The following is a 15,210-nucleotide window of genomic DNA, read 5'->3' on the forward strand; positions in this document are numbered from 1 at the left end:
TGCGGAAGCCGCGCCGGGCCGGGGCTCGGGTGCGGACGATGCGCTCGCCGGGGGCGCGGCACGGCAAAGGGGCGGCCGGAACGAGCCCGGCCTGCCGCGAGCCGATAATTCTAGGAGCCGCCTTCACCCCCGCCCCGAGGGCAAGACTTGCGCCCGGCCGCGCCGCCCCCTTCGGCGCCGCCTGAACGCCACCACCGCCGCGCCTGCCGCCACCGCCATGACCGATCTGCCCTGCCTGCGCCGCGCCGCGCTGCGCGCCCTGTGCGAGCCCGATCCCGCCGCCAAGTGCGCTCTCGCCAGCGCGCTGCATGACGACTTCGACGCGTTCGCGCTGGACCCGGCCGTGCAACTGCAGGAACCGCCGGGCCTGCCCGGGCGCCCGGCGCGGCCGCGCCTGGTCGAGCCCAAGCAGGTGCCCCTGCGCTCGCCCTTCACCCCGGCCGGCCGCGCGGCGCTGCTGCACGCGGTGGCGCACATCGAGTTCAACGCCATCAACCTGGCGCTGGACGCGGTGTGGCGCTTTGCCGACCTGCCGCCAGCCTTCTATCGCGACTGGACGCGCGTGGCGGCCGAGGAGGCGCTGCACTTCAGCCTGGTGCGCGAGCACCTGCACAGCCTGGGCCACGACTACGGCGACTTCGAGGCCCACGACGGCCTGTGGCTGATGACGCAACGCACCGCGGGCGACGCGCTGGCGCGCATGGCGCTGGTGCCGCGCACGCTCGAAGCCCGCGGGCTCGACGCCACGCCGCCGATGCAGGAGAAATTCCGCCGCGCCGGCGATCCGCGCGCAGTGGAGATCCTGAGCGTGATCCTGCGCGACGAGGTTGGCCATGTCGCAGTGGGCAACCGCTGGTACCGCTGGCTGTGCGCGCAACGGGGCCTGGACCCGATCGCGCACTATCCCGTGCTCACCGAGCGCTACCAGGCGCCGCGCCCACGCCCGCCTTTCAACCATGCCGCGCGGCTGGCGGCCGAGTTCACGCAGGCCGAGCTGCTGGCGCTGGAGCAGCAGGGCTGAGCGTGCCGGGCTCATGCCCTGAAGACGGCACGCCCGGGTAAACGCGGCCCGGGACTGCCTTGCGCCGTGAACTTTCGCCCGGCAGGCTTGACGCCGGGCGGGCATGGTGCGTGCACGCAAGGCCTACACTCCCGCCCCACATTCCACAACACCATTTTCGGACAGGTCACGCCATGAGCCGACTTTCCACCCGCCGCACCTTTCTGAGCGCCGGCATGCTGGCTACCGCCATGCTGCTGGGCGCTTGCGGCAAGCAAGAAACCGCCACCTCCACGGCACCCGCGGCGTCGGGCCCCGCCGCCACCGCCTCGGCCCCGGCCAAGGTCTATGTCGTCGGCACCGACGCGGCCTACGCCCCCTTCGAGTCGCAGAACGAGAAGGGCGAGATCGTCGGCTTCGACATCGACGTCGTCAGCGCCATCGCCGCCAAGGCCGGTGTGCAGGTGAAGTTCGTCAACACGCCCTGGGAAGGCATCTTCAACGCCCTGCAGCAGGGCGACCGCGACGTGCTGGTGTCGGCCATCACCATCACCGACGAGCGCAAGCAGACCATGGACTTCACGGCGCCCTACTTCGACGCCGTGCAGCTCATCGCGGTCAAGCAGGGCTCCAAGGTCGCGAAGTTCGACGATCTCAAGCCGCTGAAGGTCGGCGTGCAGACTGGCACCACCGGTGACGAGGTCGTGACCAAGCTGCTGGGCAAGAACAGCGCGGCCATCAAGCGCTTCGAGTCCACGCCGCTGGCGCTCAAGGAGCTGGAATCCGGTGGCGTGGACGCGGTCGTGGCCGACAACGGCGTGGTCATCCACTACGTGGCCAACAACGCCGGCGCGGGCTTCAAGACCGTGAGCGACCCGAGCTTCACGCCCGAGCAGTACGGCATCGCCGTGCGCAAGGGCAACACCGCGGTGCTGGAGATGATTAACCAGGGCCTGGCCGGCATCCGCGCCGACGGTACCTACGACCGCATTTACGCCAAGTATTTCGGCAGCGCCCCGGCCGCCGCCAACGCGGCCCCGGCCGCTTCGAAGTAAGGCCGGGCCGAAGTGGATTTACGTTGGGAGATCCTGGCGGGCTACGGCCCGCTGTTCGCGTCCGCGCTGTGGATGACGGTCAAGCTCGCGCTGGTGGCCGTGGGCGCCGGGCTGGTGCTGGGCGCGCTGCTGGGGCTGGTGAGCAGTTCCGCGGACGCGCCCGAGCCCAAGGCGCCGGTGGTGCGCTGGCTGATGAAGCTCGCGCGCGCCGTGACGCTGGGCTACGTCACCTTCTTCCGCGGCACGCCGCTGTTCGTGCAGATCCTGCTGGTGCACTTCGCGCTGATGCCCACGCTGATCCATCCGGAGACCGGGCTGCTGCTCACGGGTGACGCCGCGCGCGAGTTCCGCCAGGAGCATGGCGCCTTCTTCTCCGGCGCGCTGGCGCTCACGCTCAACGCCGGGGCCTACATCAGCGAGATCTTTCGCGCCGGCATCCAGAGCATCCACCGCGGCCAGACCCAGGCCGCCTACAGCCTGGGCCTGACGCATGCGCAGGCCATGCGCGAGGTGATCCTGCCCCAGGCCTTCCGGCGCATGGTGCCGGCGCTGGTCAACGAGGGCGTCACGCTCATCAAGGATTCGTCGCTGGTGTCGGCCATCGGCCTGGCCGAGCTCGCGCTGGCCGCGCGCACCGTGGCGGGCGCGTACTCGCGCTACTGGGAGCCCTATCTCGCCATCTCGGCGCTGTACCTGGTGCTCACGCTGCTGCTGTCCACGCTGGCCAAGCGGCTGGAAGCGCCGGCCCACCTGCGCGGCCGCTGAGCTGCCGGCAAGCTGGTTGTGCGGACATCCAATGTCCGCATCCCACTGTTGCGCCGAAGTCACAGAAAACGCCCGCCGGGCGGTCGGCTCCGGAGGAATGCAGGAAGGCCTTTTTAGAATGAGTGACATCGGGTCGAAACAGACCCGAATCACATTCAAAGGATTCTTCGATGAAGCGTTCCCTCATCGCCGTGGCCGCCGTGCTGGCCGCCGGCACCGCTTTCGCCCAGAGCTCGGTCCAGGTCTATGGCCGCGTCAACACGTCCGTCGAGCGCTTGAAGGACGGCGACGCGACCTCGACGCAGATGGTCAACAACTCCTCGCGCTGGGGCCTGCGCGGCACCGAAGACCTGGGCAGCGGCCTGAAGGCCCTGTTCCTGCTGGAGAGCGGCTTTAACTCCGACGATGGCCGCCAGACGCAGACTGGCGCGATCTTCGGCCGCGAGTCGTGGGTCGGTGTGGAAGGCAACTTCGGCCGCGTGCGCCTGGGCAACATGGGCGCCACCGCCGCGTACTACGCGACGGCCGACTACATCAGCCTGCACAACCATGACACCGGCACGTCTTCGGACGCCCTGTATCTGGGTTCGGGCTTCAAGCAGAACACCATCTCCTACAACACGCCCAGCTTCGGCGGCCTGGTGGTCGAGGCCCAGTTCGGCCTGAAGGAAGCCGGCGCCAAGAACACGGCTCAAGTCGTCGCGAACTATGATCGCGGCCCGCTGCACCTGGGTGCGTCCTATCTTGACGGCACCGCCCCGGACTTCGTGACGGACGCGATCGGCGGGACCCCTGGCCTGTCGGTTGAAGCCAAGCAACTGGGCCTGCGCGCCCTGTACGAGCTGGGCCCCGTCACCGTCGGCGCCTACTACATCCGCGACAAGTTCGACGTGGAAGTGGCTGGCGCGGGCTCGGGCGATGTCAAGCGCGACTCCTATCGCGTGGCGGCCATGTACACCTTCGGCGGCAGCGAGCTGCATGCCAACGTGGGCTATGCCAACAAGCTCAAGGTCAACGGCGTCAAGCAAGACGACACCAGCGCCCTGCAGTACACGCTGGCCTACAACTACAACCTGAGCAAGCGCACCAAGGTCTACGCCTTCTACACGCGCATCAACAACAAGGACAACGTCGACTACGGCGGCGTGTCTGCGCTGGGCAACGACTTCTCGTCCTTCGCCGTGGGCGTGCGCCACAACTTCTGATCGCAGCTTCCCGCTGCCTCGGCAAGCATGAAGAAGGCCGGTCGCGAGACCGGCCTTTTTTCATGGGCGGTTGAGCCGGCAACTGGCCCGTGCGTTTTGGTGCGGCGCGGCTCAGGCGCGCGGGTGGTGCGCCGCGTGCAGCGCGCGCAGCCGCTCGCGCGCGACGTGGGTGTAGATCGTGGTGGTGGAGATGTCGGCGTGCCCCAGCAGCAGTTGCACCGCGCGCAGGTCCGCGCCGTGGTTGAGCAGGTGCGTGGCGAAGGCATGGCGCAGCGTGTGCGGCGACAGCGGCACGTCGATGCCCGCGGCGCGCGCGTGCTTCTTCACCAGCTGCCAGAACATCTGCCGCGTCATGGCCTCGCCGCGCACCGTCACGAACAGCGCGTCGCTCTGGCGCGCACCCAGGATGGCCGGGCGCGCCTCGGCCAGGTAGCGCCGCAGCCAGCCGTGCGCCTCCTCGCCGAAGGGCACCAGCCGCTCCTTGGCGCCCTTGCCGGCCACGCGCAGCACGCCCTCGGCCAGGCCCACCGACAGCATCCCCAGCTGCACCAGCTCGCTCACGCGCAGCCCGCTGGCGTACATCAGCTCCAGCATCGCCCGGTCGCGCAGGCCCAGGGGCTCGGCCACCGGCGGCGCAGCCAGCAGCGCCTCCACCTGCGCCTCCGACAGCGACTTGGGCACGCGCAGCGGCTGGCGCGCGGCCAGCAGCTTGAGCGTCGGGTCCTGCTGCAGCCGGTGCTCGCGCAACGCCCAGCGGAAGTAGCGCTTGAACACCGTCAGCCGCCGGTTGGCGGTGGCGGCGCGCGTACCCTCGTGGCGCGCGGCGATGTAGCCGCGCAGGTCGGCCTCGGTGCTGGCGTCGAGCGCTCGCCCGGCCTCCCCGGCCAGCCAGTCGGCGTACAGCGAGAGATCGCGCCGGTAGGCCTCCAGCGTGTTGGCCGAGAGGCCGTCCTCGACCCACAGCGCCTGCACGAAGCGCTCGATGGCCACGCGGCTGGCCTCGCGCGGCGCGGAGGCCGCCGCGGCGGCCGCGATGTCGGGTACTGCTGCTGTCACGTCACTCCAGGCGCAGGTTCTGGCGTGCGACCACGCCCTTGTAGACCTCGTACTCGGCGCGGATCTGCTCCGCGAACTGCTCGGGCGTGTTGCTCACGACCAGCGAGCCGGTGTCCTCGATGCGCTTCCTCACCGCCGGATCGGCCAGCGCCTGCTTGGCCGCGGCCGACACCTTCTCGACGATGTCCTTGGGCAGCCCCTTGGGGCCGACGATGCCGTAGTAGGCCATGCGGTTGACCGGCTCCAGCCCGACCTCCTTGAAGGTCGGCACGTTGGGCAGCACGGCCAGGCGCTGTGGCGCGGCCACCACGATGGGAATGAGCTTGCCCTCCTTCACGAACGGCAGGGCCGAGGGCATGTTGTCGAAGATGATGGGCACCTGCCCCGCCACCGTGTCGTTGAGCGCCGGGCCCGCGCCGCGGTACGGGATGTGCGTGATGAACACGCCGGTGAGGCTCTTGAACAGCTCGGTCTGCAGGTGGCCGATGCCGCCGGTGCCCGAGCTGGAGTAGCTGAACTTGCCCGGGTTCTTCTTGAGCAGGTCCATGAAGGCGACGTAGTTGTGCGCCGGGAAGCTCGGGTGCACTGCGATCAGGTTGGGCGTGGCCGCCAGGTTGATGATCGGCGTGAAGTCGGTGAGCGGGTTGTAGCCCGCGCGCGGGTTGATGGCCGGATTGGCCGCCGTGGTGGAGACGGTGGCCACGCCCAGCGTGTAGCCGTCCGGCGCGGACTTCACCAGCTCCATCGCCCCGACGATGCCGCCGCCGCCGCCCTTGTTCTCGACCACGACGGTCTGGCCCAGCGCCGCGCCCAGCCGCTCGGACACGGTGCGCGCAATGATGTCGGTGGTGCCGCCGGGCGCGAAGGGCACCACCAGCCGCACCGGCTTGGCGGGATAGCCCTGCGCCATCAGCAGCGGGCTGGCCGCGGCCAGGCCCAGCAGCGCGCCCAGCATCCGCAGACGTTGTCTTTTCATCCGCTCGTCTCCATCCAAGGGCCGGACCGTCCGGCCTCCGGGTGATTGTGGCCGATGGTTACAGCCACGCGCCCGACGCCGCGCGGCCCGTCCCGTATCGCGGGCTGCCGTGCCGGCCCACGCCGCCCCGCTGCCGGCCCCGTGAAAACCGCGCTGGCACACTGCCGGGATGAACGAAGCCTTGTTGTTGCTGCCCGACTTCCTGCTGATCGCCACGGGCTTCGTGATCTGCCGCTACACCGCGCTGAACCGCCCGGTGTGGGAAGCGACCGAACGGCTGGTGTACTACCTGCTGTTCCCGGTGCTGCTGTTCAACGCCATCGTGCGCAACCCGCTGCAGCCCGGCGCGATGCTGTCGCTGGTGTTCAGCGGCATGGCGGTGGTGGGCTGCGGCATCGTGCTGGCCTACGCGCTGGGCCTGCTGCGCGGCGTGGACCGCATTGCCCACGCCTCGGGCGCACAAACGGCCTTCCGCTTCAACTCCTACATTGGCCTGGCGCTGGCCGAGCGCCTGGGTGGTGCGCCGGCGGTGGCGGCCATCGCGCTGGTGATCGCGTTCTGCGTCCCGCTGTGCAACGTCGCCGCGGTGTGGCCGCTGGCGCGCCATGGCGGCCAGCACTTCGGACGCGAGCTGATGCGCAACCCGCTCATCCTCAGCACCGTGGCCGGGCTCGCCGGCAACCTGATCGGCCTGAAGTTCCCAGACGCGGTGGCCACCAGCCTGCACCGCGTCGGCACCGCGGCGCTGCCGCTGGGCCTGATGGCGGTGGGCGCCGGGCTGCAGCTGGGCGCGCTGCGCGAGGCGCCGCGGCTGGCCACGGCCTTCCTCTCCATCCGCCACGCGGTGCTGCCGCTGGTGGCGCTGGGGCTGGTGCAGCTGCTGGGCCTGCCGCCGGTGCAGCAGCTGGTGGTGGTGGCCTTCGCCGCATTGCCCACGGCCTCCACCTGCTACGTGCTGGCGGCCCGGCTGGGCGGGCACCCGGGCTTCGTCGCCGGGCTGGTGACGCTGTCCACGCTGCTGGGCATGGTCAGCGTGCCGGTGGCGCTGTGGTCGCTGGCCAGGCTGCAGGGTTAAGCGACGGCTTCCAGGCCTTCGGCTGCCGCCGCGCCGGCCTGTGCCAGCGCCCAGTCGATGTGCTCGCGCACCAGCTCGCCGGCCGCCTCGCGCCGCGCCCTGAGCGCCTGCACCACGGCGGCCTCGTCCGCCGCGCCCAACCCCGAGCGCAGTGCATTACCCAGCGCCACCGCCAGGTTGCGCTGCCAACGGTCGAAGCCGATGCGCCGGATCGGGCTGCCCTCGGTGCGCGACAGGAACTCGGCCTCGCTCCAGCCCCACAGCTGCAGCAGCGTGGGCGCCTCAAAATGCGCGCGCACGTCGAAGTCCGGCAGCGGCGAGCGCCGGGCGAACTTGTTCCAGGGGCACACCAGCTGGCAGTCGTCGCAGCCGTAGATGCGGTTGTCCAGCAGCGGCCTCAGCTCGACGGGGATGGGCCCGTCGTGCTCGATGGTCAGGTAGGAGATGCAGCGCCGCGCATCCAGCCGGTACGGCGCGACGATGGCCTGCGTCGGGCAGGCGTCCACGCAGGCGCTGCAGGCGCCGCAGTGCCCCGAGGCCGGCTCACTCTCGGGCAGCGCCAGGTCCACGTAGATCTCGCCCAGGAAGAAGGTCGAGCCCGCGTCGCGCGCCAGCGTCAGCGTGTGGCGCCCGCGCCAGCCCAGCCCGGCGCGGGTGGCCAGCTCCACCTCCAGCACCGGCGCCGAGTCGGTGAAGACGCGGTGGCCGAACGGGCCGACGGCCGCGGCGAGCCGGTCGGCCAGCTTCTGCAGCCGCGCGCGCAACACCTTGTGATAGTCGCGACCGCGCGCATACATCGACACGCCCGCGGCCAGCGGCTGGTCGAGCCGTTCGAACTCGATGCGCTGCCAACCATCGGGCGTGGCGCGCGGCAGGTAGTCCATGCGCGCCGTGATCACGCTCACCGTGCCCGGCACCAGCTCCGCGGGCCGTGCGCGCTTCATGCCATGCGCAGCCATGTAGTGCATGCCGCCGTGGAAGCCCGCCTCCAGCCAGGCGCGCAGGCCCGGCTCGGCATCGTTCAAGTCCACGCCGCTGATGCCGATCTGGGAAAATCCCAGCTCGCGCGCCCAGCCGCGCAGTGGCTCCAGCAATGCGAGCGCTTCATGACCCTGCAATCCCATCCCCCAATTCTAGAAAGCCGCCTTTTCCACTGGCCGACGGAGGCCGATGCCGCCGCCTGCGCGCAGCGCCTGGCGGCCGCGCCCGCGCTGCGTGACGCCTTCATCGAGCTGCACGGGCCGCTGGGTGCGGGCAAGACCACCTTCGTGCGGCACCTGCTGCGCGCGCTGGGCGTGAGCGGGCGCATCAAGAGCCCCAGCTACGCCGTGCTGGAGCCGCACGAGGCGCAGGGGCTGGCCATCTCGCACTTCGACTTCTACCGCTTCGAGGACCCGCGCGAGTGGGAGGACGCGGGCTTCCGGGACGTCTTCGCCGCGCCGGGGCTCAAGCTCGCCGAGTGGCCCGACAAGGCCGCGGGCGTGCTGCCGCCGGCCGACCTGGTGCTGACGTTGCGCATATGCGACGACGACTCGCGCGAACTGCAAGCCCGGGCGCAAAGTGCGCGCGGATTGGAACTGCTGGAGGTGCTGGCATGAGCGACTTCAAGCCGCGCTGTATTCCGCATCCCTCCTTCGACCGCCGCGGGCTGTTGAAGCGCGGCGGCGCGCTGGCGCTGCTGCTGGGCGCGGGCGAGCTGGCCTGGGGCGCGGGCATCGTGGCCGTGCGCGTGTGGCCCGCGGAGGCATACACGCGCGTGACCATCGAGGCCGACCAGGCGCTGGTGGCGCGGCATCAGCTGATGGAGTCACCCGACCGGCTGGTGATCGACATCGACAACCTGGAGCTCAGTCCCGAGCTGCGCGAGCTGGTGGGCAAGGTGCGCGCGGACGATCCTTTCATTGCCGGCGTGCGCGTGGGCCAGAACCAGCCGCGCACGGTGCGGCTGGTGGTGGACCTCAAGCAGCCCACGGCGCCGCAGGTGTTCCGCCTCACGCCCGTGGCGGCCTACCAGCACCGGCTGGTGTTCGACCTGTACCCGACCCAGGCGCCCGACCCGCTGCTGGCGCTGCTGCGCGAGAAGACGCAGGCCGAGCAGCAGGCCGCGCGCTCGGTGCAGGACGCGCTGGGCGAGTTCATCGGCCGCATGGATCGGCCCGGCATTCCCGAAGCGCCGCCCGTCGCCGCCGCCAAGCCGCCCGCGCCCAAGCCGGCGAACCCGGCAGGCCGGCCGCCGCAGGTGGCCGCCGCGCCCCCGGCACCGCCGATGACGCCCGCCCCGCCCCCGCCGCCCACGGCCGAGCAGCTCAGGAAGATCGACCGGCTGATCGTGGTCGCGCTGGACCCGGGCCATGGCGGCGAGGACCCGGGCGCCGTCGGCCCCAGCGGCCTCAAGGAGAAGGACGTGGTGCTGTCCGTGGCGCGGCAGCTGCGCGACCGGCTCAACGCCATTCCCGGCATGCGCGCCATGCTCACGCGCGACGACGACTTCTTCGTGCCGCTGCACGAGCGCGTGAACAAGGCGCGCCGCGTGCAGGCCGACCTGTTCGTCTCCATCCACGCCGACGCCTTCTTCACGCCCGAGGCGCGCGGCGCCAGCGTGTTCGCGCTCAGCGACAAGGGGGCGTCCAGCGCCGCGGCGCGCTGGATGGCGCAGAAGGAAAACGCCTCGGACCTGATAGGCGGCACCAACCTCAAGAACGGCGACGCGCACGTGATGCGCGCGCTGCTGGACATGAGCACCACGGCGCAGATCAAGGACAGCCTCAAGCTCGGCGACGAGGTGCTGGGCCAGATCGGCAAGGTGGGCCGGCTGCACAAGCGCCAGGTCGAGCAGGCGGGCTTCGCGGTGCTCAAGGCGCCCGACATCCCGAGCATCCTGGTGGAGACGGCCTTCATCTCCAACCCGGAGGAGGAGCGCAAGCTCGCCAGCGCCGATTACCAGGCCGAGCTGGTGCAGGCGGTGAGCACCGGCATCCGGCGCTACTTCGCCAAGAACCCGCCGCTGGCGCGCAACCGCACGCTGTAGGCCGTTCGCGCCTTCAAAACGAAAGCGGCCCCTCGGGGCCGCTTTGTCATTGATGGCCGAGCCTCAGGCCGTCCCGGCCCGGCGCGCCTTCCACGCGCCCAGCAGCGCAATGGCGGCGGGCACGAGGATCAGGGCGTAGATGATCAGGTTCAGGTTGGCCTGGACCCACGGGATGTTGCCGAACAGGTAGCCCGCCAGCGTCAGCGACGCCACCCACAGCGCGCCGCCGGAGACGTTGTAGAAGCTGAACTTGGCCCGGGTCATCTCGGCCACGCCGGCCACGAAGGGCACGAAGGTGCGGATGAACGGCATGAAGCGCGCCAGCACGATGGTGATGCCGCCATGCCTCTCGTAGAACCGGTGCGCGGCGTCGAAGGCGGCCTTGTTGAAGAAGCGCGAGTTCTCCCAGCGGAACACCTGCGGGCCGAACCAGCGCCCGATGCTGTAGTTGAGCTGGTCGCCCAGCACCGCCGCCACGAACAGCAGCACCATGGCCAGCGGCAGGCTCATCAGGTCCAGGCCGCACAGCGCGCCCACCACGAACAGCAGCGAGTCGCCGGGCAGGAAGGGCATCACCACCACGCCGGTCTCGACGAAGATGATCAGGAACAGCAGCGCGTAGACCCACGCGCCATAGGCCTGCACGAAGGCCATCAGGTGCACGTCCACGTGCAGGATGAAATCGAGGAGCTGGGCGAACATGTCCATGGAGCCCATTATCCCGGGCGCCCGCGGCCCGCTTCCTACAATCCCGGCAATGAATGCCCCTGCCGCCCTGGCCCCGCGCCGCCCCATCCGCGAACTGCCCGATGCCCTGGTGAGCCAGATCGCCGCCGGCGAGGTGGTGGAGCGCCCGGCCTCGGTGGTGCGCGAGCTGGTGGACAACGCGCTCGATGCCGGCGCCACGCAGGTGACGGTGCGGCTCACCGGCGGGGGCTTGCGCGCCATCGTGGTCGAGGACGACGGCGGCGGCATCCCGTCGCCGCAGCTGGCGCTGGCCGTCAAGCGCCACGCCACCAGCAAGATCGCCTCGCTCTCCGAGCTGGAGCACGTGCGCAGCATGGGCTTCCGCGGCGAGGCCCTGGCGGCCATCGCCTCGGTGGCGGAGCTGTGCATCGCCAGCCGCGCCCTGGAAGCCGCGCATGCCCACCGGCTGGACGCGCGCACCGGCGAGCTCACGGCCGCGGCGCGCGCGGTGGGCACCACGGTGGAGGTGCGCGAGCTGTTCTTCAACACGCCGGCGCGGCGCAAGTTCCTCAAGAGCGAGGGCACCGAGTTCGCGCATGCGCTGGACGCCGTGCGCCGCCACGCGCTGGCGCGGCCGGACGTGAGCTTTTCCGTCTGGCATGACGGCAAGCTCGCCGCGCAGTGGCGCGCCGCCGGCGCCGGGCTGCTGCCCGAGGACAACCCGCTGACGCAGCGCATGCGCGAGGTGCTGGGCATCGACTTCATCGCCGCCAGCCGCGGGGTGCAGGCCGCCGCCGGGCCGCTGCGCATCGACGGCCGCGCCGGCAACCCCGAGGCCGCGCGCAGCCGCGCCGACGTGCAGTACCTCTACGTCAACGGCCGTTTCGTGCGCGACCGCCTGGTCGCCCATGCCGTGCGCTCGGCCTACGAGGACCAGCTCCACGGCAGCCGCCAGCCGGCCTACGTGCTGTTCCTGGACATCGCGCCGGAGCTGGTGGACGTGAACGTGCACCCGACCAAGATCGAGGTGCGCTTCCGCGACAGCCGCGCCGTGCACCAGGCGGTGCGCCAGGCGCTGGTGCAGGCGCTGGCGCTCACGCGCGCGTCCGACGAGGTGGACGTACCGCGCCCGGTCCACGCCGGCCTGGCGATGGCGGCCGCGCCGGGTGGCGTGTCCATCACCGCGCCGCGCATCGAGTCCGCCCCGCCGCTGCGGCACCAGGCCGGCCTGGCCCTGGCCGACGCGCCCACGCCGCGGCGCTGGGACGACGGCCCCTGGCGCACGCCCTCGGGCAGCGGCGGCCTGGCGGCCTGGGGCGCGCTGCGCGGCGAATCGGCCGTGCCGCCGCGCGCGTCCGCCCCGGCTTTCGTTCCCGCGGCGGCAGCGGCCGGCGCCGTGCCGGCGTCCATGGGCGGCAGTGCCGCCGCCACCGCGCTGCGCGAGGCACCGCGCGCCGCGCCGGTGGAGCGCGGCGCGGAGCCCGCGGCCTGGCCGCTGGGCCGGGCGCTGGCGCAGGTGGGCGGCGTGTACGTGCTGGCGGAGAACGCCCAGGGCCTGGTGATCGTGGACATGCACGCCGCGCACGAGCGCATCGTCTACGAGCGTCTCAAGCGCTCGCAGGCGCTGGAGGGCCGGCTGCCCGCGCAGCCGCTGCTCATTCCCGAGGCCATGCCGGCCACGCCCACCGAGATCGCCACCGCCGAAGGCGAGCGCGAGGCGCTGCTGGCGCTGGGGCTGGACGTGGCGCCGCTGTCGGCCACCTCGCTGTCGCTGCGCAGCCGCCCGGCCGCCCTGCCCGACGCGGACCTGCCCGAGCTGGTGCGCTCGGTGCTGGCCGAGCTGGCGCAGGTGGGCTCCAGCCGCGTGGTGCAGCGCGCCCGCGAGGAGATGCTGGCCACCATGGCCTGCCACGGCGCGGTGCGCGCGAACCGGCGTCTCACTCTCGAAGAGATGAACGCCCTGCTGCGCGAGATGGAAGCCACCGAGCGCGCCGACCAGTGCAACCACGGCCGGCCCACCTGGCGGCAGGTGAGCATGAAGGAGCTGGACGCGCTGTTCCTGAGAGGGCGCTGAGGCTGCGCGGCCTCCCTCACACGGGCCTCACAGCCCCGGCATCGGCACGAAGCCCGGCAGCGCCCTGATGCGCTCCATCCACCGCCCGATGTGAGGGAAGTCCTCCAGCGCCACCCCGCCCTCGGGCGCCAGGGCCACGTAGGGGAACACCGCGCAGTCGGCGATGGTGGGCCGCCCCAGCGCCAGCCAGTCGTGGCGCGCCAGGTGGGCGTCGATCAGCCCCAGGAGCCGCGCCGCGCGCCGCAGCGCGTCCTCGTGGTCGAGGTCGTAACCGAACTTGCGCACCAGGCGCGCCGCGCCGGGGCCGTTCTGCACCTCGTTGGCGGCCGTGGACAGCCACTGCATCACCGTCCCCAGGCCGGCCGGGTCGCGCGGCAGCCAGCCTTCGTCGGCTTGGCGCGAGGCCAGGTAGACCAGGATCGCCTGCGAGTCGCGCAGCACCACCTCGCCATCGACCAGGACCGGGACCTGGCCCCAGGGATTGAGCCCGATCAGCGGCGCTTGCTTGTGCTCGCCGGCGCGCAGATCGACCGGGATCAGCTCCAGCGCAATGCCGGCCAGCGCGGCAAAGAGCCGGACCTTGTAGCAGTTGCCGGACAGGGGAAAGTCGTAGAGCTTCGCGGTCACAGGGCGCCTCCTTGGCGTGATGGGAAATCGGGCAGTGGCACGCCCAGCGCCGCCAGCTCGGCCTGCGAGTAGCGCGGCGTGATGTGCTGGGAGCAGTTCCAGTCGAAGGCCGCCAGGCGCAGCACCATGACGCGCTCCGCGGCGGGCGCGCCGGGGCGCAGCACGGCCTCGCGCAGCCCGAGTGAAGCCGCTTCCAGGTCGAAGACTTCCATCTCGGCCAGCAGCTTCAGGCGCCGGCGCTCAGGGTAGTCCACCAGGATCAGCGCCGCGCGCGGCTGCGCCTGCAGGTTGCCGACGCTGACGAACTGCCGGTTGCCGCCGTAGTCGGCGAAGGCCAGCGTGGTGTCATCCAGCACCCGCAGGAAGCCGGCGGGCCCGCCGCGGTGCTGCACATGCGGCCAGCCCGTCTCGCTCACGGTGGCGAGGAAGAAGCTGTCGCGCGCGGCGATGAAGTCCCGTTCGCGCGAGCCCAGCACCGCCTCGGCCGGGCCGGGGTGCGGGGGCGCCTCGCGCCCGGCGTAGCGGCGCTGCATGGCGCGCACGCCGGGGGTGTAGGCGATGTCGGCGAAGTGTCTGGACATGGCGGCGGACTCGGCGGGTGGCGGGAGCCCCGATGCTCGACCCAACGCCGAGTGCAATAAATAGAGGCGAGCGCACTTCATTACTGCGCCTTGCGGTTCAATGCACGGCCATGGACAAGCTCAAGGCCATGACCGCGTTCGTGCGCATCGTCGAGTCCGGCAGCCTGACGGCGGCGGCGCAGCGGCTGGACGTGTCGCTGACCGCCGTGGTGCGCAGCCTGGCGGCGCTGGAGCGCGCGCTGGGCGTGCGGCTGCTCAACCGCACCACGCGCCGCCTGGCGCTCACCGACGAGGGGCGCGAGTACTTCGAGCGCTGCCGCCGCGTGCTGGCCGAGGTGGAGGAGATGGAAAGCGCCCTCACCGAGCGCCGGCTGCAGCCCGGCGGGCGGCTGGTGATCACGGCGCCGGTGATGTTCGGCCGCCTGCACGTGGCGCCGCTGGTGGCCGGCTTCGTGGCCGCGTACCCGGCGCTGCGCGCCGAGCTGCTGCTGCTGGACCGCGTCATCGACCTGCTGGAGGAAGGCGTGGACCTGGCCATCCGCATCGCCCCGCTGCCGGACTCCTCGCTGGTGGCGGTGGCGCTGGGCCACACCGCGCGGGTGCTGTGCGCCAGCCCCGAGTACCTGGCGCGGCATGGCGAGCCGCGCCATCCGCGCGAGCTGGCCAGCCACCGCGCCGTGCGCTTCACCGGGCTCAGCGGCGCGGAATGGGGCTTCGCGCGCGGGGCGGAGAGCCTGCGCGTCGCTGTGCCGGAGGTTCTTGCGTCCAACCAGGTCGATGCCGTGCTGGAAGCCTGCCGGCAGGGCCTGGGGCTGGGCCGCTTCCTGGGCTACCAGTCGCGCGCGCTGGAGGACGCGGGCCAGCTGGTGCGCGTGCTGCGCGAGTGGGAGCCGCCGCCGGTGCAGGTCAGCCTCGTGCATGCGCAGGCGCGGCTGCTGTCGCCGCGCATCCGCGCCTTCATGGACTGGGCCGTGCCGCGGCTGCGCGAGCGGCTGGCTTGAGCCGGGGTGGCCGCTCCGCCCAACGCCTGCTCGCCGTCAACGCCCGCGACCCGCCGCGCAGGCGCGGCACTTGCCGGCAT

General features: G+C 71.7%; 15 protein-coding genes. 9 read left to right on the forward strand and 6 right to left on the reverse strand.

Going from position 1 to position 15,210, the window contains the following annotated elements:
- Positions 1 to 217 precede the first annotated feature (217 nt).
- The 4 genes from HHL10_RS06745 (at position 218) to HHL10_RS06760 (ending at position 4,025) form a co-directional block, all read left to right on the forward strand.
- A complete protein-coding gene (locus tag HHL10_RS06745) occupies positions 218 to 1,021 on the forward strand; it encodes a ferritin-like domain-containing protein (protein ID WP_169159575.1) in 804 nt (267 codons plus the stop codon).
- 173 nt (positions 1,022 to 1,194) lie between these two features.
- Positions 1,195 to 2,055, forward strand: coding sequence for a basic amino acid ABC transporter substrate-binding protein (locus HHL10_RS06750; protein WP_169159576.1), 861 nt, complete (start codon positions 1,195 to 1,197; stop codon positions 2,053 to 2,055).
- A 12-nt stretch (positions 2,056 to 2,067) separates the two neighbouring features.
- Complete coding sequence (locus HHL10_RS06755; protein WP_169159577.1) at positions 2,068 to 2,820, forward strand: amino acid ABC transporter permease; 753 nt, start codon at positions 2,068 to 2,070, stop codon at positions 2,818 to 2,820.
- Between the two features lie 170 nt (positions 2,821 to 2,990).
- Entirely contained in the window at positions 2,991 to 4,025 is a 1,035-nt protein-coding gene (locus HHL10_RS06760) for a porin (protein ID WP_169159578.1), read from the forward strand.
- 111 nt (positions 4,026 to 4,136) lie between these two features.
- Here HHL10_RS06760 and xerD read toward each other — a convergent pair whose 3' ends face one another.
- Together xerD and HHL10_RS06770 are read right to left on the reverse strand one after the other, a co-directional pair.
- On the reverse strand, positions 4,137 to 5,081 hold the full coding sequence (gene xerD / locus HHL10_RS06765; RefSeq protein WP_375138940.1) for a site-specific tyrosine recombinase XerD: 945 nt from the start codon (positions 5,079 to 5,081) through the stop codon (positions 4,137 to 4,139).
- A 1-nt stretch (position 5,082) separates the two neighbouring features.
- The gene (locus HHL10_RS06770) at positions 5,083 to 6,036 is read right to left on the reverse strand and encodes a tripartite tricarboxylate transporter substrate binding protein BugE (protein WP_375138943.1); all 954 of its coding nucleotides are present in this window, start codon (positions 6,034 to 6,036) and stop codon (positions 5,083 to 5,085) included.
- A gap of 190 nt (positions 6,037 to 6,226) precedes the next feature.
- Here HHL10_RS06770 and HHL10_RS06775 point away from each other — a divergent pair, with 190 nt between their 5' ends.
- Complete coding sequence (locus HHL10_RS06775) at positions 6,227 to 7,132, forward strand: AEC family transporter (protein ID WP_169159580.1); 906 nt, start codon at positions 6,227 to 6,229, stop codon at positions 7,130 to 7,132.
- On the opposite strand, the gene queG is transcribed toward HHL10_RS06775, so the two are convergent.
- Positions 7,129 to 8,256 (reverse strand): tRNA epoxyqueuosine(34) reductase QueG, encoded by a 1,128-nt coding sequence (gene queG, locus HHL10_RS06780; RefSeq protein ID WP_169159581.1) that lies wholly within the window; start codon positions 8,254 to 8,256, stop codon positions 7,129 to 7,131. The two genes, HHL10_RS06775 and queG, sit on opposite strands and share 4 nt — an antisense overlap.
- On the opposite strand from queG, the gene tsaE reads away from it, so the two are divergent.
- On the forward strand, positions 8,239 to 8,730 hold the full coding sequence (gene tsaE, locus HHL10_RS06785; protein WP_169159582.1) for a tRNA (adenosine(37)-N6)-threonylcarbamoyltransferase complex ATPase subunit type 1 TsaE: 492 nt from the start codon (positions 8,239 to 8,241) through the stop codon (positions 8,728 to 8,730). The two genes, queG and tsaE, sit on opposite strands and share 18 nt — an antisense overlap.
- Positions 8,727 to 10,160: an N-acetylmuramoyl-L-alanine amidase gene (locus tag HHL10_RS06790; protein WP_169159583.1), complete on the forward strand. Its 1,434-nt coding sequence runs from the start codon at positions 8,727 to 8,729 to the stop codon at positions 10,158 to 10,160. Before tsaE ends, HHL10_RS06790 begins: the two co-directional genes overlap by 4 nt.
- A 63-nt stretch (positions 10,161 to 10,223) precedes the next feature.
- On the opposite strand, the gene HHL10_RS06795 is transcribed toward HHL10_RS06790, so the two are convergent.
- Positions 10,224 to 10,868, reverse strand: a complete 645-nt coding sequence (locus HHL10_RS06795) for a DedA family protein (RefSeq protein WP_169159584.1) — start codon at positions 10,866 to 10,868, stop codon at positions 10,224 to 10,226.
- Positions 10,869 to 10,917: 49 nt separating this feature from the next.
- On the opposite strand from HHL10_RS06795, the gene mutL reads away from it, so the two are divergent.
- Complete coding sequence (gene mutL, locus HHL10_RS06800; RefSeq protein ID WP_169159585.1) at positions 10,918 to 12,921, forward strand: DNA mismatch repair endonuclease MutL; 2,004 nt, start codon at positions 10,918 to 10,920, stop codon at positions 12,919 to 12,921.
- Between the two features lie 27 nt (positions 12,922 to 12,948).
- Here mutL and HHL10_RS06805 read toward each other — a convergent pair whose 3' ends face one another.
- Together HHL10_RS06805 and HHL10_RS06810 are read right to left on the reverse strand one after the other, a co-directional pair.
- The gene (locus HHL10_RS06805) at positions 12,949 to 13,548 is read right to left on the reverse strand and encodes a glutathione S-transferase family protein (protein WP_169159586.1); all 600 of its coding nucleotides are present in this window, start codon (positions 13,546 to 13,548) and stop codon (positions 12,949 to 12,951) included.
- Positions 13,545 to 14,129, reverse strand: a complete 585-nt coding sequence (locus HHL10_RS06810; protein WP_169159587.1) for a pyridoxamine 5'-phosphate oxidase family protein — start codon at positions 14,127 to 14,129, stop codon at positions 13,545 to 13,547. Before HHL10_RS06810 ends, HHL10_RS06805 begins: the two co-directional genes overlap by 4 nt.
- 110 nt (positions 14,130 to 14,239) lie before the next feature.
- Here HHL10_RS06810 and HHL10_RS06815 point away from each other — a divergent pair, with 110 nt between their 5' ends.
- The gene (locus tag HHL10_RS06815; RefSeq protein WP_169159588.1) at positions 14,240 to 15,130 is read left to right on the forward strand and encodes a LysR family transcriptional regulator; all 891 of its coding nucleotides are present in this window, start codon (positions 14,240 to 14,242) and stop codon (positions 15,128 to 15,130) included.
- Positions 15,131 to 15,210 lie beyond the last annotated feature (80 nt).

Origin of the sequence: Azohydromonas caseinilytica, assembly GCF_012927045.1 — a bacterium.
GTDB lineage: Bacteria > Pseudomonadota > Gammaproteobacteria > Burkholderiales > Burkholderiaceae_C > Azohydromonas > Azohydromonas caseinilytica.

What these genes read in the sequence shown, in the direction of transcription:
- HHL10_RS06745 (WP_169159575.1), top strand. Translation starts at nt 218, where the DNA reads ATGACCGATCTGCCCTGCCTGCGCCGCGCCGCGCTGCGCGCCCTGTGC.
- HHL10_RS06750 (WP_169159576.1), top strand. Translation starts at nt 1,195, where the DNA reads ATGAGCCGACTTTCCACCCGCCGCACCTTTCTGAGCGCCGGCATGCTG.
- HHL10_RS06760 (WP_169159578.1), top strand. Translation starts at nt 2,991, where the DNA reads ATGAAGCGTTCCCTCATCGCCGTGGCCGCCGTGCTGGCCGCCGGCACC.
- HHL10_RS06770 (WP_375138943.1), bottom strand. Translation starts at nt 6,036, where the DNA reads ATGCTGGGCGCGCTGCTGGGCCTGGCCGCGGCCAGCCCGCTGCTGATG.
- HHL10_RS06775 (WP_169159580.1), top strand. Translation starts at nt 6,227, where the DNA reads ATGAACGAAGCCTTGTTGTTGCTGCCCGACTTCCTGCTGATCGCCACG.
- tsaE (WP_169159582.1), top strand. Translation starts at nt 8,239, where the DNA reads ATGACCCTGCAATCCCATCCCCCAATTCTAGAAAGCCGCCTTTTCCAC.
- queG (WP_169159581.1), bottom strand. Translation starts at nt 8,256, where the DNA reads ATGGGATTGCAGGGTCATGAAGCGCTCGCATTGCTGGAGCCACTGCGC.
- HHL10_RS06790 (WP_169159583.1), top strand. Translation starts at nt 8,727, where the DNA reads ATGAGCGACTTCAAGCCGCGCTGTATTCCGCATCCCTCCTTCGACCGC.
- HHL10_RS06795 (WP_169159584.1), bottom strand. Translation starts at nt 10,868, where the DNA reads ATGGACATGTTCGCCCAGCTCCTCGATTTCATCCTGCACGTGGACGTG.
- mutL (WP_169159585.1), top strand. Translation starts at nt 10,918, where the DNA reads ATGAATGCCCCTGCCGCCCTGGCCCCGCGCCGCCCCATCCGCGAACTG.
- HHL10_RS06810 (WP_169159587.1), bottom strand. Translation starts at nt 14,129, where the DNA reads ATGTCCAGACACTTCGCCGACATCGCCTACACCCCCGGCGTGCGCGCC.
- HHL10_RS06815 (WP_169159588.1), top strand. Translation starts at nt 14,240, where the DNA reads ATGGACAAGCTCAAGGCCATGACCGCGTTCGTGCGCATCGTCGAGTCC.